23 protein-coding genes are annotated in these 26,412 nt (G+C 59.9%); 12 read left to right on the top strand and 11 right to left on the bottom strand.

The window, feature by feature from the left end; all coding sequences use genetic code 11:
• Position 1: 1 nt before the first annotated feature.
• Entirely contained in the window at positions 2 to 2,032 is a 2,031-nt protein-coding gene (locus CQ007_RS18350) for an AsmA family protein (protein ID WP_105647292.1), read from the bottom strand.
• 213 nt (positions 2,033 to 2,245) lie between these two features.
• Entirely contained in the window at positions 2,246 to 3,067 is an 822-nt protein-coding gene (locus CQ007_RS18345) for a helix-turn-helix domain-containing protein (RefSeq protein WP_105647291.1), read from the bottom strand.
• 269 nt (positions 3,068 to 3,336) lie between these two features.
• Between CQ007_RS18345 and CQ007_RS18340 the strand changes: the two genes are divergently transcribed.
• Positions 3,337 to 5,013 carry a 2-isopropylmalate synthase gene (locus CQ007_RS18340; RefSeq protein ID WP_105647290.1) on the top strand — a complete coding sequence of 559 codons (1,677 nt, stop codon included), beginning with the start codon at positions 3,337 to 3,339 and terminating at the stop codon, positions 5,011 to 5,013.
• Between the two features lie 60 nt (positions 5,014 to 5,073).
• Here the strand turns inward: CQ007_RS18340 and CQ007_RS18335 are convergent, their stop codons facing one another.
• On the bottom strand, positions 5,074 to 6,507 hold the full coding sequence (locus CQ007_RS18335; protein ID WP_105647289.1) for an aldehyde dehydrogenase family protein: 1,434 nt from the start codon (positions 6,505 to 6,507) through the stop codon (positions 5,074 to 5,076).
• A gap of 243 nt (positions 6,508 to 6,750) precedes the next feature.
• On the opposite strand from CQ007_RS18335, the gene CQ007_RS18330 reads away from it, so the two are divergent.
• The 11 genes from CQ007_RS18330 to CQ007_RS18280 all read left to right on the top strand — a co-directional run bounded on the left by CQ007_RS18330 (position 6,751) and on the right by CQ007_RS18280 (position 17,543).
• Positions 6,751 to 7,230, top strand: coding sequence for a Fe-S cluster assembly transcription factor (locus CQ007_RS18330; protein WP_105647288.1), 480 nt, complete (start codon positions 6,751 to 6,753; stop codon positions 7,228 to 7,230).
• Positions 7,231 to 7,343: 113 nt separating this feature from the next.
• On the top strand, positions 7,344 to 8,780 hold the full coding sequence (gene sufB, locus CQ007_RS18325; protein ID WP_105647287.1) for a Fe-S cluster assembly protein SufB: 1,437 nt from the start codon (positions 7,344 to 7,346) through the stop codon (positions 8,778 to 8,780).
• 51 nt (positions 8,781 to 8,831) lie between these two features.
• Entirely contained in the window at positions 8,832 to 9,581 is a 750-nt protein-coding gene (sufC, locus tag CQ007_RS18320; protein WP_105647286.1) for a Fe-S cluster assembly ATPase SufC, read from the top strand.
• 3 nt (positions 9,582 to 9,584) lie between these two features.
• Positions 9,585 to 10,892 (top strand): Fe-S cluster assembly protein SufD, encoded by a 1,308-nt coding sequence (sufD, locus tag CQ007_RS18315; RefSeq protein WP_105647285.1) that lies wholly within the window; start codon positions 9,585 to 9,587, stop codon positions 10,890 to 10,892.
• Positions 10,885 to 12,138, top strand: a complete 1,254-nt coding sequence (locus tag CQ007_RS18310) for an aminotransferase class V-fold PLP-dependent enzyme (RefSeq protein ID WP_105647284.1) — start codon at positions 10,885 to 10,887, stop codon at positions 12,136 to 12,138. The genes sufD and CQ007_RS18310 overlap by 8 nt, the downstream gene beginning before the upstream one ends.
• Before the next feature lie 3 nt (positions 12,139 to 12,141).
• The gene (locus CQ007_RS18305) at positions 12,142 to 12,498 is read left to right on the top strand and encodes an iron-sulfur cluster assembly accessory protein (RefSeq protein WP_105647283.1); all 357 of its coding nucleotides are present in this window, start codon (positions 12,142 to 12,144) and stop codon (positions 12,496 to 12,498) included.
• 1 nt (position 12,499) lies between these two features.
• Positions 12,500 to 13,033 (top strand): putative Fe-S cluster assembly protein SufT, encoded by a 534-nt coding sequence (gene sufT, locus CQ007_RS18300; RefSeq protein WP_218278919.1) that lies wholly within the window; start codon positions 12,500 to 12,502, stop codon positions 13,031 to 13,033.
• A gap of 9 nt (positions 13,034 to 13,042) precedes the next feature.
• Complete coding sequence (locus CQ007_RS18295) at positions 13,043 to 13,462, top strand: SufE family protein (protein WP_105647281.1); 420 nt, start codon at positions 13,043 to 13,045, stop codon at positions 13,460 to 13,462.
• An 89-nt stretch (positions 13,463 to 13,551) separates the two neighbouring features.
• Positions 13,552 to 14,556, top strand: a complete 1,005-nt coding sequence (locus CQ007_RS18290; RefSeq protein WP_105647280.1) for a GGDEF domain-containing protein — start codon at positions 13,552 to 13,554, stop codon at positions 14,554 to 14,556.
• 102 nt (positions 14,557 to 14,658) lie between these two features.
• Entirely contained in the window at positions 14,659 to 15,792 is a 1,134-nt protein-coding gene (locus tag CQ007_RS18285) for an ABC transporter substrate-binding protein (protein WP_146114608.1), read from the top strand.
• Positions 15,789 to 17,543 (top strand): GGDEF domain-containing protein, encoded by a 1,755-nt coding sequence (locus CQ007_RS18280; protein WP_105647278.1) that lies wholly within the window; start codon positions 15,789 to 15,791, stop codon positions 17,541 to 17,543. The genes CQ007_RS18285 and CQ007_RS18280 overlap by 4 nt, the downstream gene beginning before the upstream one ends.
• On the opposite strand, the gene CQ007_RS18275 is transcribed toward CQ007_RS18280, so the two are convergent.
• The 8 genes from CQ007_RS18275 to CQ007_RS19105 all read right to left on the bottom strand — a co-directional run.
• Positions 17,527 to 17,685 (bottom strand): YqaE/Pmp3 family membrane protein, encoded by a 159-nt coding sequence (locus CQ007_RS18275; protein ID WP_105647277.1) that lies wholly within the window; start codon positions 17,683 to 17,685, stop codon positions 17,527 to 17,529. The two genes, CQ007_RS18280 and CQ007_RS18275, sit on opposite strands and share 17 nt — an antisense overlap.
• Positions 17,686 to 17,786: 101 nt before the next feature.
• Positions 17,787 to 19,133, bottom strand: coding sequence for a sulfite reductase subunit alpha (locus CQ007_RS18270; RefSeq protein ID WP_105647276.1), 1,347 nt, complete (start codon positions 19,131 to 19,133; stop codon positions 17,787 to 17,789).
• Positions 19,133 to 20,014, bottom strand: a complete 882-nt coding sequence (locus CQ007_RS18265; RefSeq protein WP_105647300.1) for a DUF4198 domain-containing protein — start codon at positions 20,012 to 20,014, stop codon at positions 19,133 to 19,135. The genes CQ007_RS18270 and CQ007_RS18265 overlap by 1 nt, the downstream gene beginning before the upstream one ends.
• A 71-nt stretch (positions 20,015 to 20,085) precedes the next feature.
• Positions 20,086 to 20,592, bottom strand: coding sequence for a DUF2271 domain-containing protein (locus tag CQ007_RS18260; protein ID WP_105647275.1), 507 nt, complete (start codon positions 20,590 to 20,592; stop codon positions 20,086 to 20,088).
• A gap of 11 nt (positions 20,593 to 20,603) precedes the next feature.
• The gene (locus CQ007_RS18255; protein WP_105647274.1) at positions 20,604 to 21,200 is read right to left on the bottom strand and encodes a PepSY-associated TM helix domain-containing protein; all 597 of its coding nucleotides are present in this window, start codon (positions 21,198 to 21,200) and stop codon (positions 20,604 to 20,606) included.
• A gap of 57 nt (positions 21,201 to 21,257) precedes the next feature.
• Complete coding sequence (locus tag CQ007_RS18250; RefSeq protein ID WP_105647273.1) at positions 21,258 to 23,612, bottom strand: TonB-dependent receptor domain-containing protein; 2,355 nt, start codon at positions 23,610 to 23,612, stop codon at positions 21,258 to 21,260.
• A gap of 227 nt (positions 23,613 to 23,839) precedes the next feature.
• Entirely contained in the window at positions 23,840 to 26,008 is a 2,169-nt protein-coding gene (locus tag CQ007_RS18245) for a TonB-dependent receptor domain-containing protein (protein WP_256582336.1), read from the bottom strand.
• A gap of 193 nt (positions 26,009 to 26,201) precedes the next feature.
• Positions 26,202 to 26,412 (bottom strand): hypothetical protein (locus CQ007_RS19105; protein WP_218278918.1); only part of this gene is annotated, 211 nt, incomplete at its 5' end.

The raw sequence follows: 26,412 nt of genomic DNA, 5'->3' as shown, positions 1-26,412 counted from the left end.
CTCAGCGCTTGCCCGTACGCATTTCCTGTAGCAATTCATGGCACTGACTGGTCTGCTCGCCACTGGGAGCGATCAATGCCAGCAGGGCGGCCGCTGGGGTCAGTGCGCCCAGTGCCAGCATGCCGGTACCCCGCAGCGCCAGTGGCCCGGCGTGCACCCCCGGGCGGGGCTCGTCGAAAGTGCCCCTGACGTATAACGGCGAGCGCAGGGAGAAAATGCGCATGCCCTTGGAGTGGGGAGCGATATCCAGATCCAGCTCCTCGCTGGCAAAGTTCACCGTGCCGTCGATCTCGATCAGCGCATTCTCGGTGTCGATCACAAATATTGGTGTACTCATCAGTCCTTGCTTGAGTGCCAGGTCGGCCACCGCGCAGTTGATCTGCACCTCCTCGTCGCCAAACAATCTGCTGATCAGATAGTTGCCGACGTTGAGCCCGGCAATTTCCATCAGGCTGCGGCTCACGGTGCCATCATTGATCACCAACCGCACTGCGCCATCGGCACTGCCCAGCAACGCCGCCACCGAATTGCCGCGCCCGCGTAGCTCGGCGTCGCCATTGAGCTCGCCCAGGCTCGTCTGCATTGGTTCGAAGTTGGGCACCAGCTCCTTGAGCTTGAAGTGGCGCGCACTCAGCTTCGCCTGACCCTGCAGCGAGGTACCGGAGCCGTCGAGCTCGATATCGGCCTGTAACACGCCGCCGGCCATGCCGAATTTCAGTGGCGCCAGGCGCAGCCGGCCATCATCCAGCAGCACCTGGGCATCCAGATCGGTGATCGGTAACTGTTCGCTGTGCACGATGCGCCGACCCCGTACGCGCACATCGGCATCCATCTCCCGCCAGCGCTCGGCGCGGAACTCCTCGACCGGCAGTACCTTGCCCGCTGGCTGCCGAGTGTCGCTGCCGCGGGCCTCTTTCTCGGTGTTGGAGTCGGCACCGATCAAAGGCGCCAGGTCGCTGAACAGCAACTGGTTGGATACCACGCTGCCGGACAGCTTGGGGCGGGGCTCGCCGGCAACGTAAGTCAGATCGCCGTGGATATCGCTGTCGCCGATGCGCCCATTGAAGTCCTGATAGCGAAAGATGGCGCCCTCGGCATCCTGCAGTTGGGCGCTCAGCCGGCCGTCGGTGGAATAGGGTGGGCTGTCGGGCAGTGTCACTCCGGTCAAGGGATACAGGTTGCCCAGGCTGCTGCCAGACAGCCGCAGATTCAGGTCCAGCGCGCCCAGGTTCTGCGGGTCGGTCAGGGTGCCGGCCAGGCGGATGCGGGTGGAGCCGGCGCGGATATCCGCCTCCAGCGGAAATGGCAGCGTGTCATCCTGCAGCGCCAGCAGACCGCCAATTTTCCCCTGGCCTTGCACTGGCTGCCCTTGATAACGGCCTTCGGCGCGCCAGGCGAAGGCATAGTCCTGAGGTGTGACTGTGGGCGGCTGCTCTGCGTTGCCGAGGATTTCATCGAAGGGGATGGGTTCACCAAGAGGCTCGACCTGCAGTTCGAGCTGCAGCTTGCTGATTGCGTCGTCGACCTTTACCTGCCCCTGATCGAAACCAATGGTACCGATATCCAGTACCCACGGGGATGGATCGCTCTCCTCACTGCCCAGGTCGAAGGTCCAGTTGTCGCGCCCGTCAGCCAGCCGCTGCAGGTCTGCATTCGGCCCACGCACATCGATGCGCGGAATGCTTACCGTCTTGCGCAAAAGCGGCAACAGCGCCAACTGCAGGTCCACCCGCTCCAGGCTGACGAAGGTGTCGCCCTCGGCCCATTCCGGATTGCCCAGCACCATCTGCTCGGCGGAGATATGCGGCCAGGGCAACCAGGCCCGCCAGCCGTCCATCTCCGATTCTCGCCGCCAGGCCACAGCCAGATCACCTTGAATGGCGAAGGGCCGATCCAGCGCTGCGGAAACCTGGTTGTTGATGGTTGGCTTGAGCAGGTTCCAGTCGAACAGCATCAGGAACAACGTCAGCGCCGCCACCAGCAGCACCAGGCCGCCCAACATCCAGATGAAAAAGCTACGAACACGCGCCATACCCAATCCACCCTTGGTCATGCATCCGATAACGATGCGTCAAGTTCAGACTAGCAAACTCCGCGAATGATGAGCCGGAGACCGTCCTCTGCTGAGAGGGGCGAAAGATCCAGGCAGGCCCGAACACCGCTGTTTCCGCTGGGCGGAGCTGAGTTGGGCAGAGGCTTCGTCCGCGCGAAACGTCCTTTTGTTTTTCGCCATTCTGTTGGATGTCTATTTGGTCAAGCGGCTACTTTTCTCGACAGAACCTGCAAACTCCGAAGGTGACTGTCCAAACTGCTTTCTGAAGGCCGTCGCATAGGCGCTGTGACTATCATAACCGCTGTTCAGTGCGACCTGAGTGATAGGCATCCCCTGCATCAGCAGGGTGAAGGATGTCATCAAGCGCAGATGCTGACGCCACTTGCCGAATGGCAGGCCGGTGTTTTTCAGAAAGCGCCGATGGAAAGTCTTGCTGCTGACGGCCAGGATGCTGGCCCAGTCATCGGCAGTAGCGGGATGAGATGGGTTGCGGACCAATGTCTGACAGACTTCGCGTATCTCCGTTTCGGCAGGCCAGGGCAGATGAAAGGGTAGGCTAGGCGGTGCGCGCAGCTCCTCGACCAACAATTGACCGAGCAAGTCGGCGCGGCGCGAAACAGGAGCTTGCCTACCCAGTGCAGTGAGGGAGAGTATGAGCTCCTTGAGCAATCCCGATACAGGCATGACGCGGTCTGTTTCGGGCAGGCCCATGCACATATCCTTGCGCAAATAGATGCCATGGGCCTGTAGGTCGACTGGCACCACCAATCGATGCCGGACCCCGGGACGCAGCCAGACAGCAGCGGTGGGCGGGACCAGCCATTGGCCGGTATCGGCTTCGACGCGGAGCAGACCGCGGTCAGCATAAATCAGGTGGCCCCTCGGATGCTGATGTGGCGGTACGATATGCCCCGCCGAATAGTGCATGGCAACGCCGATCACCGGGCGTTCCAGAGGATTTGCCACTGCCGGGGCGAAGGTAAGGGGGGCACCTGGCGGAGATGGAAATTCCATATAGTGTACGCCTCTGTCCAAAACAATAAAGAAAGTGTCTTTTTTTATGTAGATAGACTTTGCCGGCCCACCCTATAGTAAGGGCCAACCTGCAATCAAGGCCCTATATGTTCCTTCCTCATCTTCCGTTTCTGCTACTACCCCTGGCTTCCAGCCGGGGTCGGTACGCCTTGTTTGCGTGGTAATACCTGACTCTCCCTGACCCCGGCTCGTCAGCTTTCCTTAAGCCAGGAGAGTCAGGCGTCATCACTTCCTGAGAGAGGTTTTACATGCTGACTGATCCTTCCCGAAAATATCATCCTTTTCCCGCCATCGACCTTCCTGATCGTCAGTGGCCTTCCCGCACGTTGAACGTCGCACCCATCTGGTTATCGACCGATCTGCGCGATGGCAACCAGGCGCTGTTCGAACCGATGAGCCGTGAGCGCAAGTTGCGCCTGTTCCAGGAACTGGTGCGGATCGGTTTCAAGGAGATAGAAGTCGGATTTCCCTCGGCCTCGCGTACTGACTTCGAAATCGTGCGTCACCTCATCGATGCCGACCTTATCCCGGAGGACGTCACCCCTATGGTGATCACCCAACTGCGAGCAGACCTGATCGAGGCGACCGTACGCAGCGTGGCGGGCGCCCGGCGCGTAATAGTGCATTTTTACAACGCCATTGCCCCAGCTTGGCGTGAGATAGTGTTCGGCATGGGCGTACCGCAGATCATCGAGATGGTCGAACAGCATATCGCGTTGTTCAGGCGTCTTACTGCGGCGCACCCACAAACGCAATGGGTACTCCAGTACTCGCCGGAGACTTTCTGCATGGCCGAACTGGAGGTTTCATTAGCGGTCTGCAATGCCGCCATCCGAGCCTGGGATCCGGGGCCACAGCGCTCCATGATTATCAACCTGCCAACCACTGTGGAAGTCTCTACCCCCAATGTCTTCGCTGATCAGATCGAATGGATGGATCGGCGGCTGGAGCGGCGCGAACATATCGTGCTGTCAGTGCATCCGCACAATGATCGCGGTACGGGCGTGGCCTGCGCTGAGCAGGCGCTGCTGGCAGGCGCACAGCGAGTCGAGGGGTGTCTTTTCGGCAATGGCGAGCGTAGCGGTAATCTGGATGTGGTGACACTGGCGCTCAATCTGTACACGCAAGGTATCGCCCCTGGACTGGATTTCTCGGACATTACCGCAGTTGCGCGCGTGGCGGAGGACTGCACAGCCTTGCCTATCCATCCGCGCCACCCTTATGTTGGCGATCTGGTATTCACCGCTTTCTCTGGCTCACACCAGGATGCCATTGCCAAGGGCCTCACCGCGCAGCGATCGGATGCGCCCTGGCGCGTACCCTATCTGCCCATAGATCCATTGGACTTGGGGCGCACCTACGACAGCATCGTGCGGGTCAACAGCCAGTCGGGTAAGGGTGGTATTGCCTTTTTGCTGCAGCGTGATTACGGCGTTGTCATGCCACGGCGAATGCAGGTGGAGTTCAGCTCAATCGTTCAGGCTCTGGCCGACGACTGCGAAACCGAGTTGAGCAGCGAGCAGATCTGGGAGCTGTTCGAGCGCACCTATCTCGCGCCACCCAGTACCCATGCGGGTTTCATCTATCGTACCCATCGCTTGTTCGAGCATCCGGAAGGACAAGGCCTGGAGTTGGAGTTGATCGGTGTCGATGGCTCGGTGAAGACCTGTCGGGGTGTCGGTAATGGGCCGATTGCCGCAACGGTGGCAGCGCTGGACCTGCCGCTGCGTATCGACAGTTACGAGGAGCGCAGTCTGAACGCAGGAACCAATGCCACGGCCTTGGCCATCGTGGAAGCGGCCTGGCCGGGAGTGCCAGGCTCCCGATTCGGTGTGGGAAGGCATCCGAACATCATCACCGCATCGATTCTCGCGGTGCTGAGTGCCGCTACCAGACTTTCGGCAGCAGGGAAGGTGGATAGCTGAGCCGGCCGTTGTCGAGCCCGAATGAGGGCTCGACAACCCGAAGTGGAACCGGCAGAAGGATCAGCTCGCTGCGTAATAGCCGAAGATGGATTTCACTTCGAGGAAGTCCTCGAAACCATAATGACCCCACTCGCGGCCGTTACCGGATTCCTTGTAACCACCGAAGGGTGCGTTGTTATCCAGCGGAGCGCCGTTGAGGTGGACCATGCCAGTGCGGATCTGGCGAGCGACGTTGCGTGCGCGGTCCAGATCGCCTGAGGATACATAGCCCGACAGTCCATAGCGGGTGTCGTTGGCGATGCGAATGGCTTCCTCTTCGTTCTCGTAACCGATGATCGACAGCACCGGCCCGAAGATTTCCTCGCGGGCGATGGTCATCTCGTTGGTGACGTGGCTGAAGATGGTCGGCTGCACGTAATAGCCCTTGTCCAGCCCCTCAGGGCGCCCGGTACCGCCGACCACCAGCTTGGCGCCTTCTTCGATACCCTTGGCGATCAGGTCCTGAATCTTGCTCCACTGGGCCTTGGATACCACCGGTCCAATGACGGTGTCTGCGCCGTCGGGAGCACCGGTCTTGACCTTGGCCGCGACTGCCTTGGCGATGGCCGCGGCTTCATCCATACGGCTATTGGGTACCAGCATGCGGGTCGGAGCGTTGCAGGACTGGCCGCTGTTGTTCATGCAGGACATCACGCCATGGGTGATGGTTTTGCCAAAGTCGACATCATCCAGCAGGATGTTGGCTGACTTGCCGCCCAGCTCCAGCGCAACGCGCTTGATGGTGTCTGCGCCGTTCTTCATGACCTGGCGACCGGCACCGGTCGAGCCGGTGAAGGACATCATGTCGATATCCGGGTGCGCCGACATGGCCGAGCCAACGGTGGGACCATCGCCATTGATCAGGTTGAATACGCCGGCCGGGACACCGGCTTCGTCCAGCACTTCGGCCAGCAACAGGGCCGACAGCGGGGCGACTTCCGATGGCTTCAGCACCATGGTGCAGCCGGTGGCCAGGGCAGGGGCGATCTTGCAGGCGAGCTGGTTGATCGGCCAGTTCCAGGGGGTAATCAGACCGCAGACGCCGATCGGCTCCTTGACCACGAGGGTATTGCCGATGCGCTCTTCGAATTCGAATTCCTTCAGTGCTTTCAGAGCGGCGGCAAAATGGCCGGTGCCCGAGGGGGCCTGGGCATATTTGGACAGCTTGGCCGGCGCGCCCATTTCCAGGGAAATGGCCTGGGCGAACTCGTCACTGCGGCGCTGGAAGATTTCCAGAATGCGCTCCAGCAGGGCGATGCGTTCTTCGCGGCTGGTCTGGGAGTAGCTTTCAAACGCCTTGCGGGCAGCGGCGACGGCGGCATTCACGTCCTGTTCACTGCCCATGGCGATGGTAGCAACCACCTCTTCGGTGGCCGGGTTGATCACATCGACTGTCTGCGTTGTGCTGGGCGCTACCCACTGGCCGTTGATATAGAATTGTTTTTCGTGGCTCATTGGTCATGACTCCTGATGGGACATAAACTGAAAGTGCTGGAAAGATACACTTTATTTGACTCTGTATCAGCTGTTTTGCATGAAATCAATCAAGCAAAACATGGTCGCGTTCGCACTTCAAGCGCCTTGGTAATGACTTTATACTATGCCCCCTCGCCAGCCCGGAAGGCGGGATTAATAGTTGACTAAAATGGTTGGATATTGCATAGTTGGGGCCTGAGAAAACCTGACTCGGGTATCGTTATGCGTCTGACCACCAAAGGCCGTTATGCGGTTACAGCAATGCTGGACCTGGCCCTCCACGAGGATCAGGGCCCCATCACGCTGGCGGACATATCGCTGCGCCAGGGCGTATCGGTGTCCTATCTGGAGCAACTGTTCGCCAAGCTGCGCCGCAGCAAGTTGGTTGAGAGTGTGCGCGGGCCGGGTGGCGGTTATCGCCTGGCCGGTGGGCCGGCAGCTATCAATGTGGCGCAGATCGTTGAGGCGGTTAACGACTCGATGGACGCGACCCGTTGCCTGGGCAAGGGCGACTGTCAGCATGGGGATGTCTGTCTGACGCACTATCTGTGGACGGATCTGAGTGCGCGTCTGCGTGACTTCCTCGGTGACATAACCCTCGCCGACCTGGTTTCCCGCGAAGATATCCAGCATGTACGCGCCCGACAGGACAGGGGAATCTGCTCCAGCCAGGAAGTCGTCAATCTGGAACGCATCATCTGACGTGGCCGCAGGCCGCGCGACTCGCGAATTAGAGTAATACCCGAAGAGGTATTGCAGCCTGACATACAGTGCAGCCATGGGGACGATCCTGGCTGCAGGATTGAGGTGATACCGTGACTCAAGAAGTCGAGAACCTTATCAAGACGGATTACGCCGCCGGTTTTCACACCGCCATCGAATCCGACACCCTGCCGCCGGGGCTGAATGAAGACGTCGTACGCTTCATCTCCGCCCAGAAGGAAGAGCCGGAGTGGATGCTCGAATGGCGCCTGAAAGCCTACCGCGCCTGGCTTGAAATGACCGAGCCGAACTGGGCAGAGGTGCAGTACCCGGAAATCGATTTCCAGTCCATTTCCTACTACTCCGCCCCCAAGAGCATGGCGGACCGGCCGCAGAGCCTGGATGAGGTGGACCCGGAGCTGCTGGCAACCTACGAAAAGCTGGGCATTCCGCTGCACGAGCAGGAGATGCTGGCCGGGGTTGCGGTGGATGCTGTATTCGACTCGGTATCGGTCGTCACCACCTTCCGCGCCAAGCTGGAAGAGGCCGGCGTGATCTTCTGTCCGATCAGCGAAGCAGTACGCCGTTTCCCGGAGCTGGTGAAGCAGTACCTGGGTACCGTGGTGCCGCAGAAGGACAACTATTACGCCGCGCTGAACTCGGCGGTATTTTCCGATGGCTCCTTCGTCTATATCCCCAAGGGCGTGCGCTGCCCGATGGAACTGTCCACCTACTTCCGCATCAACGAGATGAACACCGGGCAGTTCGAACGCACCCTGATCATTGCCGATGAGGGCTCGCACGTCAGCTATCTGGAAGGCTGCACCGCACCGATGCGTGACGAGAATCAGCTGCACGCCGCGGTGGTGGAGCTGATCGCGCTGGACGACGCGCAGATCAAGTACTCCACGGTACAGAACTGGTACCCCGGTGATGCCGAAGGCAAGGGCGGGATCTACAACTTCGTGACCAAGCGTGGCATCGCCCATACCAACGCGAAGATTTCCTGGACCCAGGTGGAAACCGGTTCGGCGGTGACCTGGAAGTACCCCAGCTGCATCCTGAAGGGTGACAACAGCGTCGGGGAGTTCTACTCGGTTGCGCTGACCAATCATTTCCAGCAGGCCGACACCGGCACCAAGATGATCCATCTTGGCAAGAACACCCGTTCGACCATCGTCGCCAAGGGGATTTCCGCCGGCCGCAGCAACAGCTCCTATCGCGGCCTGGTACGGATCAACCCGGGTGCCGAAGGGGCGCGTAACTATACCCAGTGCGACTCGCTGTTGATCGGCGATCGCTGCGGCGCGCATACCTTCCCGTATATCGAGAGCAAGAACCCGAGCGCGGTGATTGAGCACGAAGCGACCACTTCCAAGGTCAGCGATGACCAGCTGTTCCTCTGCCAGCAGCGCGGTCTGGACGCCGAGAAGGCAGTATCCATGATCGTCAACGGCTTCTGCCGCGAAGTGTTCAAGGAACTGCCGATGGAGTTTGCCGTGGAAGCGGGCAAGCTGCTGGAAGTCAGCCTGGAAGGCTCGGTGGGTTGACCCGCCACAGGCTGACGAGACGAATTTCATACAGGTTATCAGGCATAAAACATGTTATCGATCAAAGGTTTGCACGCTAAAGTTGAAGAGAAGGATATCCTCAAGGGGCTGGATATCGAGGTCAAGCCGGGTGAAGTCCATGCAATCATGGGCCCCAATGGGTCGGGCAAGAGTACCCTGGGCAACGTGCTGGCCGGCCGGCCGGGCTATGAGGCAACCGCCGGTAGCGTGATCTTCAAGGGCCAGGACCTGCTGGAACTGGATACCGAAGAGCGCGCCCGTGAAGGCATCTTCCTGGCCTTCCAGTACCCGGTGGAAATCCCCGGTGTGAGCAACATGGAATTCCTCAAGGTATCGGTTGATGCCAAGCGCAAGCATGCTGGCCTGCCGGAACTGTCCGCGGTCGAGTTCATGAAACTGGCGCGGGAAACCAGCAAGCGTGTCGACCTGGATGCCAGCTTCCTCAAGCGTGGCGTCAACGAAGGCTTCTCCGGTGGCGAGAAGAAGCGCAACGAGATCATGCAGATGATGCTGCTCGAGCCTGACCTGTGCATCCTCGATGAAACCGACTCCGGTCTGGATATCGACGCCCTGCAGGTGGTCGCCGATGGGGTCAACTCCATGCGCGACGGCAAACGCAGCTTCATCGTGGTAACCCATTACCAGCGCCTGCTGGACTACATCGTGCCGGACTACGTGCACGTGCTGGCTGGTGGACGCATCGTCAAGTCCGGCGACAAGGACCTGGCGCTGGAACTGGAAGCCAAGGGTTACAGCTGGCTGGAAAACGGAGAAGGCTGAGGCATGAGCGACTTTCAACAACAGGCCCTGACGCTGGCCGCAGAGCAGCACAGCCCCGAGTGGCTGGCTGAATTGCGGGCGCGGGGTACTGACGTCTGGTCAGCCGCTGCCTGGCCCACCCGCAAGACCGAGCTGTGGAAGTACACACCGCTGATTGCCTTGCAGAACGATAACCCGGCCCGCTGGCCGAGCATCGACAGTTGCGCATGGCAGCAGGCGATCGATCCCATCGAGCTGGGTGCCACTCGGCTGGTGTTCGTCAACGGGCATTTCAGCCCTGAACACTCCAGCGAATTGCCCGCTGGCGTGGTGCGCTTTGCCGAAGCCGATGCTGCCCAGCAGGAACTGATCCTCAAGCACCTGGGTTCGGTGATCGACACGTCGCTGCATCTGTTCGGTGCGCTGAGTGATGCCTGGACGGCGGACGGCGTGCTGGTGCATGTGCCGCGCGGGCAGGAGCTGGACAAGCCGGTCTACATCCTCAACGTAGCCACGCCCGAGGCCCAGCCTGCGGTGAGCAACCAGCGTGTGCTGGTGGTGCTGGAGGACAACAGCCAGGCGGAACTGATCGAACACTATGTCTCCGGCAGCGAACGGCAGAACCTGTTCGTCAACAGCCATACCGAGGTGATTGTCGGCAATAATGCGCAGATCCAGCATTACCGCATCAACCTGGAGCAGGAAGACCTGTTGCATGTCGGTGGCGTGCATGTGGACCTGCACCGCGATGCGCGTTTCCTTGGCTTTACCCTGGCCCAGGGCAGCCGTCTGAAGCGTATCGACTATCACGTCAATCACCGTGGCGAAGGCGCGCACCTGGGGCTCAATGGGGTCTACCTGCCGCGCAACAAGCAGTTGATCGACTACCACACCAACGTCGAGCACCGCGTACCGCACTGCACTACCGACGAAGTGTTCCGCGGCATCATCGGTGACTCGGCCAAGGCCGTGTTCAACGGGCGCATCCATATCCACCCGCACGCGCAGAAAACCCTGGCCGAACTCAGTAACCGCAACCTGCTGACCTCGCCGACGGCTGAGATCAACACCAAGCCGGAACTGGAAATCTACGCTGATGATGTGCGCTGCGCCCATGGTGCAACCATCGCCCAGCTGGACGAGACCTCGGTGTTCTACCTGCAGAGCCGTGGGGTGACCCGAGCCGATGCGGTGCGCATGCTCAGCTTCGGTTTCATCAACGAATTGCTCAACCAGGTGCCGGAGCAGGCGATCCAGGATTATCTGCGCCCGCGCCTGACCACCCTGTTCGGGCAGCAGGGCGGTGAGCTGGGGCAAATGAGCTATGACTGATCTGGCTATCAGCACTCGCAAGGCCTTCGATACCGAGCAGGTACGGCGGGATTTCCCGATACTGCACCAGCAGGTGCATGGCAAACCGCTGGTCTATCTGGACAACGCCGCCACCACGCAGAAGCCCGAGGCGGTGATCCAGGCTATCGTCGATTACTACCGTAACGACAACAGCAATGTGCATCGCGGTGCCCACGCCCTGGCCGAGCGCGCCACCGAGAAATTCGAGAATGCGCGGATCAAGGTGGCCGGGTTGATCAATGCCGCCGAGCCGCGGCAGGTGATCTGGACCCGCGGCACCTCCGAAGGCATCAACCTGGTGGCAGCCAGTTGGGGGCGCAGCCAACTCAAGGCTGGCGACCGGATTCTGGTCTCGGCCATGGAGCACCACTCCAATATCGTGCCCTGGCAGATGATTGCCGAGCAGATGGGAGCTACCGTCGAGCCGATTCCGGTGAGCAACGATGGCACGCTGGACCTGGAGGCCTTGCAGGGCATGCTCGATGAGCGTGTGCGCATGGTCGCCTGTGGGCATGTATCCAATGCCCTGGGCAGCGTCAACCCGGTGGAACAGATCATCCGCATGGCGCATTCGGTCGGCGCGCTGTGCCTGATCGATGGTGCCCAGGCCATGAGCCATCTGCAGGTCGATGTGCAGGCGCTGGATTGCGATTTCTACGTGTTTTCGGCGCACAAGATGTTCGGTCCGACCGGTGTCGGTGTGCTGTATGGCAAGGCTGAACTGCTCGAGGCGATGCCGCCTTACCAGGGCGGTGGCGAGATGATCGAAACGGTCAGCTTTGCCGGTACCACCTATAATCAGCTGCCCTATAAATTCGAGGCCGGCACCCCGGACATCGCCGGGGTGATCGCCCTGGGCGCGGCGGTGGACTACCTGCAGAGTCTCGACCGCGATGGTGCCGAACGCCATGAGCGGGAGCTGCTGGAATACGCCGAAACCAAGGCGCGGGCCATGCCGGGTATCACGCTGGTGGGCACCGCTGCCCAGCGCACCGGTGTACTGAGTTTCCTGATGGATGGCACCCATCCCCATGATGTGGGCATGTTGCTGGACCAGCAGGGGGTCGCGGTGCGTACCGGTAACCACTGCGCCCAGCCGATCATGGATCAGTTGGGCATCCCGGGAACCGTGCGTGCCAGTTTCTGTTTCTACAATACCAGGGCGGACATCGATCGCCTGTTCGACGCCCTGGCCAAGGCAAAACAATTTCTTGTCGAGGAGTAGAAAATGAGTGTTGAAGCATTTGATCCGTCCCGCCAGGTGGTGTCCGTCACCCCTGCGGCGCTCGCCCACTTCCGCCGGCAGTTGAGCAGCCAGCCAGGCAAGTCGGTACGGGTCAGCGTCAAGAAAAGCGGTTGCACCGGCTTCATGTATGTCATCGACATGGTGGAGCAGGGCGCCGAGACGGATCTGAGCTACCAATTGGATGAGCAGGTGCAGTTGCTGGTCGACCGCAACAGTCTGGACGTCATCTCCGGCACCGAAATCGATATGGTCACCGAAGGCATCAATCGGCAGATCCGCTTCATTAACCCCAACGTCAAAGACCAGTGCGGTTGCGGCGAAAGCTTCAGTGTGAGTTGAAATGGAAAGACGCATGGTTGTCGCCCGGGCCGATTGCCCGGCGCGGCGAGTTCCCGATGGTACGCCGCTGACGATTCCCAAAGACACCTTCGTCACCATCACCCAGGCACTGGGTGGCAACTATACCGTCACCTACAATGGCCAGATGGTGCGGGTGGATGGCACCGACGCGGCGAATCTGGGCCTCGAGCCGGAGCTGCTGTCGTTTCCCGATCCGGTAGACGAGCTGATCCATGAAGAGAATGTATGGACCGCGCTCAAGACCGTCTTCGATCCGGAAATCCCGGTTGACCTGGTCAATCTCGGGCTGATCTACTCGGTCGAGATCGACCAGCAGAAAAAGCACGTGGATATCAGCATGACCCTGACCGCTCCAGGCTGCGGCATGGGCCCGGTACTGGTCGGTGATGTGGAGTACCGGGTACGCCTGGTGCCGAATGTCGACAGCGTGCATGTGGATCTGGTCTTCGATCCGCCCTGGAGCCGCGAGATGATGAGTGAAGAAGCCCAGCTCGAAACGGGCATGTTTTTTTAGGAATTCTGCATGAGCCAATTCGGCACCGATATCAGCAGCGATGACATCATCGATACCCTGTCATTCTTCGATAGCTGGGAAGATCGCTACAAATACATCATCGACCTCGGTCGCGAGCTGCCGCCGCTGGCTGACCAGCACCGTACCGAGCCGAACATGGTGCGCGGCTGCCAAAGCCAGGTCTGGCTGACCAGCCGCGAGGAAGGCGGCAAGCTGTATTTCGATGCAGACAGTGATGCCTTCATCGTCAAGGGGCTGTTGGCCGTGGTGCTGGCGGCCTATAACGGCAAGTCACCCGAAGCCATATTGGCCTTTGATATTGAAGACTATTTTGTTCAGCTGAATCTGTTGAAGCATTTGAGCGTAACGCGCGGGAACGGCTTGCGTGCCATGGTCAAGCGTATACAGGATACGGCGGCAGCAATGTAAGTCGATTTGCATTTATGGCATAGTGCCGTTGCTATGCCATATATCTCTGTAGCTTGGCGCCAGACAATAACAAGCCATCGTGGAGCTGCATGCTGAATATCCGGACACGGCTGAAGAACGACTTCGACCTGGCGATCATCACCACAGTCGGATTCTGTTGTTTTCTCAGCCTGAGCCCTTACGCCATCTTTCGGCTGCTGCGGGGCGATGTACTGGTAGCGGTAATTGATTTCATCCTGCTGCTGATTACCCTGTTCGCGGTACTGATTTCCTGGTGTTACAGCAAGACCCGGCAGGCCGGCCTGCTGCTGGCCTCATCCTACTCCTGCGCAGCCGTCCTGGTGGCCATTCTGCTGGGCACCAACGGGCTGTTCTGGTTCTACTGCCTCATTCTGTTCAATTTCTTCGTCGTTCCCCCGATGCACAGCGTCCTTGCGACCTTGACCGCATTGGCGGCCCTCTGTGGCTACGGCATGTTGCATGCTGGCGAGGTCTTCACAACCAACCAGCAGATGAGTTCATTTGCCGTGACCGTGCTGGTCTGCAGTTTCTTCGCCTTCATCTTTGCCTGGCGTACCGGTCAGCAGCGTCGGCGGCTGGCTGGGCTGGCGGCGGTCGATCCGTTGACCGGGATCGGCAACAGGCGAATCCTGGACAGGGAAATCGACATAGCCCTGGCTGACTTCAAGCGCCATGGCACTGGCTGTGGGTTATTGATCATGGATCTGGATCACTTCAAGCAGGTCAACGACCAGTTCGGGCATGCCGAGGGCGGTCGCGTGCTCATCGAGTTCACCCGTATAGCACTCGCCAACAGCCGCCGCTCGGACCGTCTGTTCAGGCTGGGTGGGGAAGAGTTCGTCCTGCTGCTGCCCAACGTCGATCAATCCGGACTGGAAACCGCAGCCAATAATATCGGCACGGCGATAGAAGCCCAGCTGCGTAGTAGCAGTGGGCCGGTGACGGTATCCATTGGAGGCGCATTGCTGGAGGAGGGCGACGATAATCTCGGCTGGCTGCATAAAGCCGATGTCTGCCTGTACCGGGCGAAGAACGAAGGGCGCAACCGCAGCGTCATTCACCCCTGCCAGTAAGCTTTCGTCGTATAGACGGTTATCTGACGGTCTCATGCTGTAGCGTCAATAAATCCTGGCCATGTGGTATCATTCCGCCTCCACTCCCAGGGAGCTTTTTTCGTGCGACTTTTCAGCCCGAGCATGCAACGGATTTGCCTGTCACTCTGTGCGCTGATGGCGGGCTGCGCAGCGCTGATGCCGGCTCCCGCGTTGGCCCTGAGCATGGTCTTCATCAACCCAGGCAAAAGTACCGAACCGTTCTGGATGATGGCCATCCGAAACATGCAGGCCGTCGCCGACAGTCTGGATATCGAACTGGAAGTGCTCAGCGCCGAGCGTGATTACCTGGCGCAGATCCGCCTGACCCAGGAAGTGGTCGAGCGACCGGCGCAGCGGCGCCCCGACTATCTCATCATCGTCGCCGAGAAAGGCACTCTGCTGGCACAGCTGGAACTCGCTGACGAGGCCGGCATCGCCACCTTTCTGGCATTCAATACCGTCGCGGACAGTGACAGGCCCCGTGTGGGGCATCCTCGAGGGCGCTTCACCCATTGGCTCGGCAGTCTGGCCCCCATGGCGCAGGAGGGCGGCTATCTTTCTGCCCGGGCGCTGATGGAGCACGCCTTGGCTCGGCTGCCGGCCGGTGCCACGCCGGGCCTGATCGCATTGGCCGGGGACCGCTCGACCGACACCTCGCTCAGGCGCAACCAGGGGCTGCACCGGGCATTGGCGGAGTTCCCCCAGGTCAGGCTCCATCAGCTGGTGTACGCCGACTGGTCGTACGACAAGGCGGTGGAACAGGCAGGGCACCTGTTCCGTCGTTACCCGCAGGCGCAACTGGTATGGAGCGGGAGCGACCTGCTGGCCTTCGGTGCCATGCAGGCGCTGCGCGACAGTCCTCAGGGTACGGATCGGGCAGTGTTCTTTTCCGGTATCAATGCCACCTCCCAGGCGCTGGAGGCGTTGCTCTCGGGTGAACTGAGTACCTTGTCCGGCGGGCACCACATGGCTGGTGCCTGGGCGATGGTCCTGTTGCACGATCATTATCATGGCCTGGACTTCGTCGAGACAGCGGGCGGCGTAGAACAGGAGCACGTGATGTTCGCCTTGCTGGATGAGCGCCTGGCCCGACAACTGCTGGACAGGCGCGCGCAGAACGCCACCATCGATTTCTGCTCCCACAGCCGTGTATGCAACCCGGCCCGAGCCCACTATGACTTCTCCTTCGCCAGTTGGCTGGAGAGCGAGCGATGACCGGCCACACCCGATTCTGCTCGTTTCGCCAGCGGTTGCTGGTGCGCCTTACCCTGCTGGCATTGGTCGCCATGCTGTTGGCGTCGATCGCCCAGGTTTTCCTGATCACCCGGGAGCAACGGCAGCAACAGGAGTTACTGCTGCATGAACTGACCTCGATCCAGGTGCCTCTGTTGCAGGTGGCGTTGTGGGATATCGAGATCGGCGCGTTACAGGGGCAACTGGAGCGCATCGCCGGCTTGTCTACGGTGGCTGGGGTGCGCCTGCACTCGGAAACCGGACTGGACATGCAGGCTGGCGATGTGCGGCCGCATGACGGCAACCCCGAGTCAACCCTGGTCATCCCGTCACCTACCGAGCATGCCCAACGGCTGGGCGAACTGCAGATATTCTTTCAGCACCATCGTCTGGTCCAGCGCATCATCGACTCCATTCTGCATCGGGTTTTCGAATTGTCGCTGTACACCCTGCTGGTGTTCACCATTCTGTTCCGGGCTCTGCACCGGGAAGTGGGCAGGCCGTTACAACTGATCGCGGACTATGTCAGCCGACTCAAGCCGCAGAAGCATGCGCCTCCGTTGGTGTTATCGCGCGCAGCGCGCAATTGGCATGACGAGATCGATCTGGTTTCCCGCGGCTTCGAAACCCTGCATGCGGGGATGCGCCATTATGCCGAACAGCATGAACTGGCCATCGAGCAACTGGCCAGTGAGCGCGACAGTCTGGACCGACGGGTGGAAGAACGCACCTCGGAGCTGGCCTACCTGAATGGCTATCTGAAGCTGATTTCCGGCTCCAGTCTCAAATTGATGCATCTGCACCACGCACAGTATCCGCAGGCCATGCACCAGACCCTCAAGATGCTGGGCTATTACCTGCATCTGGATGCCAGCGCGCTGCTGGACAACCACAGACTACGAGTGCATTGGACGCTGGCAGAGGATCCCCAATGGCTTGAGCGCCTGGAGCAGCGTCCGGCGCCCACCCTGCAATCGGGCTGGTCCATCGAGCAGTTGGATGACCGCAGTCTGTTGATCCACTTCATCAGCCCGCAACACAGCTTCGGCTATGCCGTTCGCGGGCGGACCACACGGGATGTTGCCGCGGAACGTAAGGAGCTGCTGCAAGGGGCTGGGCAATGGCTGTTCAGCCTGTTGCAACATTGGGATCATGTCATCGGCCTGGAGCAGGCCCGGCAGGAACTGCTGGAGATGTCCCGTACCGATCCGCTTACCGGGTTGGCCAATCGACGTCATTTTGAACAACACCAGACCGATGAGCTGCATCGCGCCCAGCGCATGGGCTATCCGATCAGTCTGCTGATGCTGGATGTGGACTTCTTCAAGGCGTTCAATGACCTCTATGGACATGCCGAAGGGGACGCCTGCCTGATGAAGCTTGCCGGGTTGGTGAACTTGCGCTTCAAACGTACCGGGGAAATGGCCGCCCGGCTTGGTGGTGAGGAGTTCGCGGTGCTGCTGCCAGGTATGGGGCCAGAGGCCGCACGGCAGGCCGCGGACTCATTGGGTATGGCGATATACGACCTGCACGTTCCCCATGCCGGGTCGGTCTGGGGCAGGGTGACGGTGAGTATCGGTTGTGCGAGCTGGACAGGGCAGCCGGTGGGCAACACCGAGGAAATCATCGACGGTCTCATGCGGACCGCCGATGCTGCACTCTATGAGGCAAAGGACGCAGGCAGGAACCAGGTAGTCGCTGCCCGTGGGACAGAGCTCAGCGCCGTGCAATGATCCAAACGGCATGAATGATGCCCGGCAGATAGCCGAACAGCGTCAACAGGATATTCAGCCAGAAGGCACCCGCGAATCCGACCTGCAGAAAGACACCCAGCGGTGGCAGTAGAATGGCGACGATGATCCGTATGATGTCCATGCATGTACTCCTGTTCAGTGAAAGCGGCGGCCCTGACAACGTGACCGCCTGCTGTTCTGACCGCTTCGTTAAGCGCATGGTTCCGCAATTCCCGTCATCATTCAATACAGATCCCGACGGTAGCGATTCTGCCGTTGCAACTGCTGCCACTGCTCGGCCGACAGCAGCTCCTGCAACAGTCCGTGAATGGCATTGCCCATGCCGGCCAGGCTGCCGCAGACATGGATGCAGGCGCCCCGGTCGACCCATTGCCGTAGCTGGTCGGCCTTGGCGGCCAGTCGGTGTTGCACATATTCAGCGTGTTCCGCCGTGCGGGAGAAACACAGATCAAGCGTCAGCAGGTCTTGCGCTGCCCAGCCCTCGATCTCCTCGGCCAGCCAACGATCATGTTGCCGGCAACGTTCGCCGAATATCAGCCAGTTATCCCGACGGCCTTGGCGCTGACGCTGTTTCAGCAGCGCCCGCAGGCCGGCCAGCCCGGTGCCGGCGCCGATGAAGATGGTCGGACAGTCGGGTCCGGTCAGATGAAACTGTGGATTGCTACGCAACGCGATCTCCAGCGTGGCACCAGGATCGGCATGCTGGCACAACCAGCCGGAGCCCTGACCCAGGCTGCCATCGTCATTGATGACCTGGCGTACGATCAGTTCCAGGGCGCCATCCTCGGGCAGGCTGGCGATGGAATAGGTTCGTAGCAGTTGTCCGATACGTACCTGGGCCAAGTCACCCGCCTGCCATCGTGGCATAGCGGCGGCTGGCAGCAGGCGTATCATCCATGCCGGGGCGCCAGGGCTGTTCGGATTGAGCTGTTGCCGGTCGGCCAGCACCCAGTGCTCGAAGGTGTCAGCGGTACTGGCATCCACCTCGGGCAAGCCAAACAGGCCATCGACTCGGGTACGCCACTGTTGCAGCATGTCGGGGTCGAGCCGGTCGACCTCGGTGCGCGGTATCGCGGCCTGGGCCCCTGCCGTACTCAGCCATTGGTCAAGACGCCGGCCAAAGCCGCAGTAGTCGGCATACTGGCTGTCACCCAAGGCCAGCACGGCATACTCCAGTTGGTGCAGCGCCGGGCGCTGGTTCCTGACTCTGCGCCAGAACAGCGCGGCATTGTCCGGTGCTTCACCCTCGCCGTAGGTGCTGACGACGAACAGGGCGCGGGTAGGGCGCCCCAGCTCATCCAGCGACAGCTCGTTGAGTGGTAGCAGGGCCGGTGCCTGCCCGCCGTGCCGTGCCGCCAGTGCGAGCTGCTCGGCAATTTGTCGGGCAGCACCGGACTGGCTGGCGTAGGCGATCAACCAGTCGGCCCTGGCAGTGGAGCTGCGGCGCCGGTGACGCCAGACCGGTGCGAGGCAGTACCAGCACAGCAGCAACCACCCGCCGATGGCCAACGCCGCCCACAACCCGCGCAGGGCGAATGGGTCATGCAACCAGGGCAGCGCCAGCTCCATCAGGGAGCCATGACTTCAAGCGTGGCGGTATAGCTGACGCGCCGCTGATTCAGCGGGGCCTTGAGGCCATCCTCCTGGGTGATCTTGGCTTCCAGCCACCAGAACCCGGCTTCAGTCCAGGTAATCGCTACCTTGCCCTCGGCATCGGTGGTCAGCGTGATGTCGTTGAGGTTGTCGCGATGGCGAACGCCACCGGGAATGACATTGACCTCGACGCCGGCAGCCGGCTTGCCATCGAGCAGGAAGATGAATTCGGCGGTTTCCTCGGCGAACAGGTCATTCGGATGGGTAACCGGTCGCAGTTCGAGACCCTTGCCGGTAGGAGTGAACACGCTGTCGGTGGGCTCGCCGGAGGTGACGAATACCTCCATACGTGACTCCATCTGGCTGATCTGCAGATCCTCTGCGTTGGCTGGTACGGCCTGGCCTACATCGGCCAGATTGCCCATCCAGCGACGATCTTCACCGTTCTCCTTGTAACGCGCGAAGTAGCGCGGCTCACCGGCCACTGCTAGCTTGTAGGTGCCTTTCTGGCTGAGCTCCACATCGAATACGCTGCGGTATTTGCCGACATGGCCATTCTGCGCCGGCACCTCACTGCCATCCGGGGCGGTAATCAGCAGGCGGTTGGCGGCGCGCGGGCGGGCGGGTGCGGCATTCTGGCCTGCCGGTCGTTCCGGTGCCTTGCCGATGCCTTCAAGCACCATCGGATGGTGTTCGAAGTAGAACAGGTCATTGGAAATAGCCGCATCCACACTGATCCAGGCGTTGTCACCCGACAGGATGGTGGTTGACGGCAGCATCCAGGCACGGTGGGCCTGGGCGGACAAGGGGAGGGTGACGACCAGGGCCACGGCAGTCCAGCGAGTGAGTTGTTTGATCATGGTGTTGTTGTTCTCCAGTATCGGATGAATGTCAGTTAAAGAAAGGGGAACACATACTGCGTATGTGTTCAGGGGCGAATGCTCAGGCTGACCTTGCCCAGTTCGGTTTTACCACCGCCCTGGTGGCTGACCTGCTCGGTCACTGGCCAACTGAAGGGCAATTTGACCAACTCGCGGCCGCCGACTTCCCGGGCCGCTTCGACCAGCAGTTGATAGTCGCCTGGCTCGAGTGCGGCCAAGGCCGGGTGGTCATCGGCAAATCGCAGGGTGTGCTGGCCAACCGGCCGGGTGGCGCTGGACAGGCCATCCACCGGCAGCTCCAGCGAACGCCCGCTGCGACGCCACCACTGACGCATGTCCTTGAGCCATTTCTCGCCTTCACGGTCGCGTAGCTTGAGGTCGTACCAGACCGACAGGTCGGCTACGTGACCATCGGCATTCTCGATCCAGATGGCCACATAGGGCCGGTGGTATTCCGCCACAGTCAACCGTGGCACCTCGACGGACACTTCCATTTCGGCGGCGCTCACACTGGTGATCGCTGTCGCCAGGGACAATAGAAACCATTTTTTCATGGGCTTTCTCTCTAGTGGATCAATAACAAGGCAATAAGCAGGGGAATCAGCAACCCCAGGCCGGTTACCGGCCAGGTGGCCGGTCTGGCACGGGTCTGACGTGTGAGCAACAGCAGGCCGGTCAAAGTGAAGATCACACAGACTCCCGCGAAGATATCCATGAACCAGCTCCAGGCCGCACCGCTGTGGCGCCCCTTGTGCAGGTCATTGGCATAGGCAATCCAGCCCCGGTCGGTGGCCTCGAAGAACAGGTCACCGGATTGCAGGTCCAGCGTCAGCCAGGCATCACCTCCGGGCCTGGGCATGCCGATATACAGCTCGGAGTCGGACCATTCCGCCGCCGGTGCGTCGAAACGCACTCCCAGGGTATCCTGCAGCCACAGGTGCAACGGCTCAGCAAGCACCTCCTGCTCGGCCGTTGCCGGCAGTAGATCCAGCAGCTCATCCGGCAGTTGCAGTTCCAGGCTGCGCACACGTGGTTTCGCCTCGATATCGGCAGCGTGGTTCAGCGTAATGCCGGTAACGGCGAACAACAGCATTCCCGCCAGACACAGTGCCGAGCTGATCCAGTGCCATTGCCGCAGGGTGCCTAAAGCCAGGTGTTTCATTGCCTATTGCTCTTGTTGGGCCGTGTGGTCCGGGTCGCCCCGGGCCACGGTGGTTGATCAGAAACGGTAGTTGGCCGACAGCCAGAAACTGCGTGCCTTCTCCGTTACGTTGTAATCGTTCGAGCAGGACCAACTGTCATGATCGCCCAGATCGTCATAGGTTGGCTCGCAGTTGCGGCCAGCCATGTCCTTGTCCAGCAGGTTGTTGATGCGACCATGCAGGGTCAGGTCGTTGCTCGCCTGGAAGCGCATCCCCAGGTGATAGATGTCATAGGATTTGTAATACAGTTTGCGGGTGACCGGCTGCGGCCCTGTGGTGGTGGCCGTGCCGCGATAGCGCTCGTCGCGCACCTCGGCAATCAACGACAGATTCAGGCGTGGCAACACATCCCAGCTAAGTGTGCTGTTGAACATATGTTCGGGTGTGTTGACCAGCGGCAGGCCCTTCTGCCGACCGCTTTTCTGCTCGCTGTCGGTGTAGGTGTAGTTGCCGCTCAGGCTGAGCGTCGGAATGATCTCCCAGCGGGCGGCCAGCTCGATACCCTTGGTCTCGACCTTATCCACGTTGGTGCTCTGGCTGAAACTGTTGTAGCCCAGCTCGGCCCAGCCGGGACCGACATCGACGCAACCGGAACTCAGGTATTTCACGCCGCTGGCGTTGTAGCAGTTGGGAATGGCATCGGCTGTGGCGATCTTGTCCTTGAAGTCGTTGAAGAACAGCGTCGCGTTGGCGTTGAAGTTGCTCAGATTGTCGTAATAGGCCGCGACTTCATAGTTGGTGCTGGTTTCCGGCTTCAGGTCGGGCGAGCCGGCCATGGGGCTGACACCCTGGCCACCGAAGCCGACGATGCCGGCGAACAGCTGGTTGGGCTTGGGAGTCTTGTAGCCGGTACTGACACCACCCTTGAGCGTCCAGTTGTCCGTTGTGCGCCAGGTGAGATAGGCCCGCGGGCTGACCTCTGAGCCAAATATGTTGTGATCGTCGTAACGGGCACCGTAGGTAAAGGTCAGCTTCTCGGTGAGATCCCAGTTGTCCTCGGCAAACAGCGCCCACTGTTTGTGGTCCTGGGTCTTGCCGGACTGGAAGCCGGCACCATCCATGCCGAACACGCCATCTTCCATCTCGGCGAAGAAATACTGGCCGCCGATGGTGAAGTGGTGATTGCCGATCGAGCTGGACAGCTTGGTATCGAAGATGGTGTTGCGAATCTCCAGCTCGCGGCGATCACGCGGCAGGAAGCTGCTGCCCAACTGGGCGCGTAGCTCATCGGTCAGTACCGGTGTAGTCACGCCCTGATCGGCGGCGGCCTGGTCCCAGATATCTTGCAGGTCGCTGCGTTCCTGCACGGTCAGCGGCAGCGAGCGCCCCAGGTTGTTACTGGTGCTGCGGGTCAGGCTGGTGGTGGAGGTGCCGAAGTTCCAGCGGCCAGTGTGTGCGAGTACGAACTGTTCCCGCTCGACGCGCTGGTATTCAGAGTAGCCGACGCGTGGCTGGATGATCCCGCGGCTGGCCCGCCACAGGCTCTCTACCGAGTCGAGGGTGCCGGTCTGGCCTTCGGTGTTGTCATAGCGCTGCTTGGCAATATCGTATTCGAACTGGAAGTCATGGTCTTCCAGCGGAGTGAGGTTCAGGGTAAAGCCGGCATTCCAGTTCTTGGCGGCAACGATCTTCTTGTCACCAAAACTGCCACTGTCCTCGAACAGACTGCCATCACCGTTGACCAGTGTGCCGACACTGTAGCCCGGATCGCTCTGATCGCGATCGTACAGGCTGGCCCGCAGCCCAAGTCCAAGCAGGCCCTTGATCAGCGGGCCACTGGCGAACAGGTCGGTCTTCCTGTCATCGCCGAACTGCGAATTTTCCTGGATGGTCAGGCCATGACTGATGGACCCTCCCCAATTCTCCTGCACCTTGCGGGTGATGATATTGATCACCCCACCCATGGCGTCGGCGCCGTACAGTGTAGACATCGGCCCGCGAATCACCTCGATGCGTTCGATGGCATCCATCGACGGCATGTACATGAATTGGCTATTGCCGAAGTTGTTCGGCCCGATATCCCCGATATCGCTCTGCCGGCGGCCATCGATCAGCACCAGGGTGTAATCCTTCGGCAGACCGCGCATGGTGATGCTGATGTTGCCGTTCTTGTCCAGATCGGCACCAACGTCGACACCTTCGACGTCACGCAGCGCGTCAGCCAGCCCCGCATAGGGTTTGCTTTGCAACTGCTCGCGACTGATCACGCTGATGCTGGCCGGGGCGTCGGTAAGCTTCTGTTCGAAACCGGTGGCTGAAACGACTGTGACATCCGGCAACTGCACCGGATTCTCGTTGGCCAATGCAATGCAACTCACCAGCAGCCCCATGCTGCCAATGAGATGAGAGGGGAGAGAGGTGTTGATCGACATCCAGGTGGTGCTCCTTTTATGCTCTTTTGGAAACTCCAGTGTGATCATCACGCTAATCAGAATCGTTATCATTATTGTTGGCGTGCAGGAGTATAAAGATGCTTTACCAAAAGAGCCATACTCTTTGAGCAATGGAAGGGAAATACTTCTGGTTTTTGAGCAGCACAGGAACTCGGAAACGGAAACGCCCACCGAAGTGGGCGTTTCCGAACATAGAACAGACGGTGTTAGAAGTCGACGGTAGCCGATAACCAGAGGCGGCGACCCTCTTCGAGAGTGCCGGTAACCGATTGGGCGCTATGAGTGTAATGTGAAGCCCAGCCGGTCGTAGTACCCGTTGGAGTTCCATACTCGTAAATACCGCCGTCGAGGAAATCCTTGTCGAACAGGTTGTAGATGGTGGCGTTGAGTGTCACGTTCTCCGAAGCACGGAATGAGCCGCCCAGATGGAACACTTCGTAAGCCTTGAGATCGCCCACTTGACTCTGGATCGCCTGATTTTCCTGGCTCAGGTTCTGATAGAGGTTGGTGAAACGATCACGCTTGCCGCGATACTCACCCTTGAACCACAGATTCAGGCGGTCTGTGGTGCGCCAGTTCACAGCAGCGTTGAGCATATGCTTGGGCGTATTGGTGAAACTGGCTCCCTTATCGACGCCGCTTTTCTGTTCGCTATCGGTATAAGTGTAATTGGCAGTCAACTTCCATGCGGGCGCAAATTGCCATCCGCCTGCCAGTTCAAGGCCTTTAGTGACCGCTTCATCAACGTTGATCAGAGGAGAGCAGCCAGGATTTGGGGCGCCACTGGTGGTTTCGTTGTCAAGACACAACGGGTGGTCGATGATCAGCGGACCTGAAGCGATCTTGTCCTTGAACTTGTTATGGAACAGGGTGGCATTGGCATTGAAGCCATCGAGATTATCATAATAGACACCGAACTCGGTCGTGGTACTGGTTTCCGGGTCCAGGTCGGGGTTGCCGACAGTCACAGCTCGCCCTTGAGCAGTGATGCCGTTGATACCATCATGCAGGTCGTTAAGGTCCGGGGTCTTGTAACCGCGACTGATGCCGCCTTTCACCGTCCAGCTATCGGTCGTATTCCAGACCAGATAAGCGCGAGGGCTGACATTACCACCAAAGCTTTCATGGTCGTCATAGCGCACACCGAGGGTCAGGGCGAGATCATCGCGCAGGCGCCATTCATCTTCGCTGAACAGGGCCCAGGAGGTTTGCTTGAAGTCGGTGCTGGCGATGTCGTCGGTCATTTCCGCCTTCCACCACTGACCACCAATAGTGAGAATATGAGCATCGCCAACAGCGGATACCAGCTTGCTGTCCAGAACAAGGTTGGTGGTTTCCAGTGTCCGGTCATCGCCAACCACCGCCCAGGGAGCGGCTGGCAGGGGAGTGCCGAGGTCTCCTCCGGCGCTGCTGCCGGGAATGGTACGGCCAAGGGTTTCGGTAGTGTTATGCATCAGACTGCTGTCCAGCGTGCCGAAACCCAGTCTGGCTGTGTGGGTGAGAGCAATCTGTTCGCGCTCGAAGCGTAGCTCGTCCTTGTAACCATGCGCCGTTGGCGCATCGGCCGCGCAACCACCAGTCGCGCTACCGGTTGCCTTTCCATCCAAATTACCAAGTTGGCAATCATCGTTATCGTAAACCTGACGCCCGCGCTCGAAATCCAGGGCAAAATCATGATTTTCATGGGGGGTCAGGGTCAAGCGCGCACCCAAGGTGTTGTTGCGTCCCTCCACTGGGGCTGCGCCACGTTTGCTGACGGTGCTGTCATTGTCAAAACTCAGATCGGAAGCCCCTCGATCCTGAAGGCTGCCTCGAACAGCGAGGCCGAGCAGCCCCTCGACCAGCGGGCCACTGGCATACAGGCTGGCCTTGCTGGCATCGCCATAATCGCGATTTTCCTGGAAGGTATGATCCAGGCTGACCGAGCCAGCCCACTCGCTGGCAACTTTCTTGGTAATGATGTTGACGACACCACCCATGGCATCGGAGCCATACAGCGTGGACATCGGACCACGGATTACTTCGATGCGCTCGATGGCAGACATCGGCGGCATGAAGCTGGTAGAGGTTTCGCCAAATCCGTTGGGCGTGACATTACCCGCAGCGTTCTGGCGACGACCGTCAATCAGGATCAGCGTGTATTGGCTGGGCATGCCGCGAATGCTGATGTTCAGGCCGCCGGTCTTGCCGGTGCCTTGCCGGACATCAATCCCTTCAACATCTTCCAATGCCTGAGCCAGATTGCCGTAGCGCTTCTGCTGCAGATCTTCCTGACTGATCACACTGATACTGGCTGGCGCATCGGTGATCTTCTGCTCGAAACCAGAGGCGGTAACGACGGTGTCTGCCAGTCGGACTGAATCCTGGTTGGCCATTGCGATGCTGGTGGCCAACAAGGCCAGTGTACCGGCAACGGCCCGAGGGGCTGTGCGGGCAGAGTGGTTCCGCGACATGTACTGCTCCTTTCCTGATGCCTGGCTACCTTTCCACAGCCAAGCTGTCCAATTGATTATTAGTATTGATGATATTGATAACGCTTATCAATTTGGCGAGAATGGTACACAGCATTCAGGAAAGATCAACGGCACGCTTACCGGTTCGCCCGCCAAATGTTTTACAAGGAATGTACGTCCCGCTTTGCCGGCTCTCGACGCTTACTGGCATGCCATGCGGAGAGCAGGCGGACTCGCTGATGACTTTTTGGGGAGGATCGTATCGATGCCGTGCACTTTGCCATATTGCAGTGCCATATAAAGGCAGGAAGGTGTTTTGCCGCAGC

This window comes from Pseudomonas sp. MYb185 (assembly GCF_002979975.1).
In the GTDB taxonomy this organism is placed as follows: domain Bacteria; phylum Pseudomonadota; class Gammaproteobacteria; order Pseudomonadales; family Pseudomonadaceae; genus Halopseudomonas.
The sequence above is the reverse complement of the archived record's forward strand: the minus strand, read 5'-3'. Positions and strand labels throughout refer to the sequence as shown.